At 38.8% G+C, this 3,086-nt stretch carries 2 protein-coding genes; both read left to right on the top strand.

The genetic code is table 11. The annotated features are described in order from the left end of the window. A partial coding sequence (locus IQ260_RS29275) for a caspase family protein (RefSeq protein ID WP_193996585.1) occupies positions 1 to 1,980 on the top strand: 1,980 nt, incomplete at its 5' end. Positions 1,981 to 2,029: 49 nt separating this feature from the next. Then, positions 2,030 to 2,863: a hypothetical protein gene (locus IQ260_RS29270; RefSeq protein WP_193996584.1), complete on the top strand. Its 834-nt coding sequence runs from the start codon at positions 2,030 to 2,032 to the stop codon at positions 2,861 to 2,863. The last annotated feature ends 223 nt before the right edge of the window (positions 2,864 to 3,086 follow it).

Genomic DNA, 3,086 nt, shown 5'->3' with positions numbered 1-3,086 from the left:
GAACCACAGTCAGTTAAAAACCGCCTAAAAGACTCCTATTGTTTGTCTACAAGACTCTCAGTTACTGAGGAAGCAATTAATCAAGGATTCGCTGATAGAGATGCGGCTGTGCAGAATAATAGTTTCCGGTTGAGGCAAGGGCGTCATATCTTATTATCAGCGTGCCATGAAAAACAAACTGCCAAGGAGATTTATATTCAAGGTAAAGGTCCTCGAGGTATATTTTCGTATTGCCTGCAGCAAGCTTTGGATAAAGCAACACGGCAAATGACATATGCTGAGCTACTAACACAAGTTAGAGATAGCATTAAAAAGCATGAGGTTTTAGAACAGGCACCTCAATTAGAGATTATTAAAGGGGATAACACTGACTTACAAAAATTTTTTCTAAGTCAGGAGATACAAGGTGATGTTAGCGGGGTATTCACACTTTCGTACGATGGAGGCTGGAGAGTGCATGCTGGACATGTTCACGGCTGGGACAATGTTGAAGCAACGGGTGGGGTTGAGCTATCGATATTTTCCTTTGGTGATAAGCCCGAAAATATAAAAAAAGGTTTGAATCGGCTAACAACTGCTTATGTAAAGAAAGTGCATCCTACCTTTAGTCAGGTACATATCAATGAACCACAAATATTAAATGAACAGAAGCTCTATAAGGCTTTGCTCACTAAAGCTTCAATATCTTCTTCTTTACTAACGATATTTTTGGAAGGGCATCAGGCTGGTGTTGAAGCATTACGTCGTTCACTAGTACGCATGGATAGACGTTTAGTAGATGCGCAAGAGGTGAGTGATGCTTCTCAGGCAATGGTGCGTCTGAAGGCAGGTGATGGTGAATATCAAATTTTTCGTGGGGCTATTTTAGGAGAACCGTTGTCAGTACCAATGGCTGTAAGGGAATATCGTTGTTTAGAGGTTCCGACTGATTTAAGTGAGCCTTTAATGCGTATTAAACGTTGGTTAGACTTGCGTAACTTAACGAATACGAATCTAGGCAATGCGCTTTCTAGTAGCCTTGATTTTCAGTTAATTCAGAATCAGGAGCTATATGAAGGAACAGACTTTAGGTTTGAGTGTAAATATAGGGATGGAAGATGGCTGATTCCTGATATCCAGTTTCAAATAATTAATCGCACGTCATCTCCTATCTATTGTGCTGTTTTGTATTTATCTCCAGAGTTTGGAGTCGATTCAACTTTGATCGAGGCAGGAGAACTTAAAATTGGAGCTTATGATACAAGGCAAAGTATTGAGTTTAATTTGGCAGTCCCTGAGATACTTGTAGACCAAGGCATAACTGAATATCCCACATTCTTTAAGTTGATTGCTTCTAATCAATCTTTTGAAGCACGAATTTGGAGTCAGCCAGGACTTGAGAAAGTTTGTAGAGAGATACTGCCTAAGAAGAGAAAAGGAGAGCTATGGTTAACGCAAGAAATCGCCATTAGATGCGATATATCAGACAAGCAAAAAAACATCTTTGATGAACAGGTAAGTTCAGGTACCATGAAATCTGAATTCCAGTTCCAGAACAATAATCAAACAATCGAAATTGATGAACTATGGGCAGTAAATAAGTTTGATTTATTAACAGAGCTAGGACACTTGTCAGAGCGTTCACCTGTTGTGACTGAACGACCTTTATTTAAAGCGGATAATGCTCAATTGCCAGGAAACAGTATATCCAGCTCAAACATTTTTTTCTTCACAAAGGGAAAGAAGATTTTTCAAGATATTGTTGTGCAGATTGTAAACATAACGAGAGTCCCTGAAAAAATCAACAACTATAAGTTAGTTCCTACAATAGCTAACTTATCAGAATATGACAGAGGACAGGCTCTAGTTTTGTTGGAGAAAATAATCACAGAAGTCTTGAATTTTGATCAAGAAATTTCTTCGCTAGCCGCAGTGTTAATAGTTGAATGTTACGATCTGAACGGTCTAAGGTTACTTTTTTCTGAGTACTTGGAAGATTAGTTTCCCAGCTTTAAGTGATTTGAGTTTATTAAATTAGGAGAAATTGATTGTGGACAGAGCAGAATATGAGAAGATTTTAGGGTTTTACGAAAAGTACTTCAATGGTCAAAATGACTACATTAGTAAAATAGAGGCATTAGACTTTAAAGTCATTGATAATCTAGCCAATGATGAAGGCATAATCCCTGCAGCGATTTTTTGCTCGGTGCATAATGATACTTCTGTTCGTAGTTTTGCAGCTTTCCTTTTGGCAAAGCTCAATGATAATGCTGCAATCATCAACCACACACGAAGCTTGATAAAGCTGAGTGTCCCTGAAATTTCACAGCTATCATTAGCTCTGCTAGAAAGAATGAAAAGAGATGCAGGAGCAGATCCTGTAAGTGAACTTGTTGCGATTAGCTCAGACTTGAACTGTAGTTATGAAGTCCGGAAGCAGGCAATTAATAGTATCAAGCAGGTTGTATCTAATACATTGTCTTCATCTTTTTATTCCTGGAAAGACGAGGATTTAGAAAATGTTCAAGAAGCAGTTTCAATTTTCTTGAACTTAGTTGAAACTCAAGAGCCTATTTCATTGAAGTCAAGTGCAATTGCAAACATAGGTGATCTTGGAAATTACATATCACCAAATCAAAAACAGCAAGTCATTCTGGAACTCGAAGGCATAGCAAAAGTAAATGAAGGTTTACGCCCAGTGGTCAGTGAAACACTGGGCAAAGTAGAGTGCACGTTTTTATTGAATGACTCAAATGATTTATGCTGTGATGTGTGTTGCAATTCGCAAGTTTCTCCTTGCCCTCAAACATCTCCAAATACCTTTATTAATCCAGGCAAAGTGTGGGATGGTGTAGTCTGCTACTTCTCAGGTAAGTGTGATTAATTGGCATAAACCCCCAGCTTTACTGGGGGACTCGTCAAGTTTGACAGTTCCGCAAGGTTCAGAACTGTAGTATCTAAAAGGCTTACAGGATATAAACCTTTAGATTTTAAAGAGATCGAGATGTTTGCCCCTATTTCCGTTGCCGCTTTGAGCGGCTCCCATATATAAAGCCTCCAGCAGAGCTGGAGGATACGTTTACTGAATGTACGATAATCTCAAGGAG

Origin of the sequence: Leptolyngbya cf. ectocarpi LEGE 11479, from assembly GCF_015207065.1 — a bacterium.
GTDB classification, from domain to species: Bacteria; Cyanobacteriota; Cyanobacteriia; order Phormidesmidales; family Phormidesmidaceae; genus Leptothoe; species Leptothoe ectocarpi.
The sequence above is the reverse complement of the archived record's forward strand: the minus strand, read 5'-3'. Positions and strand labels throughout refer to the sequence as shown.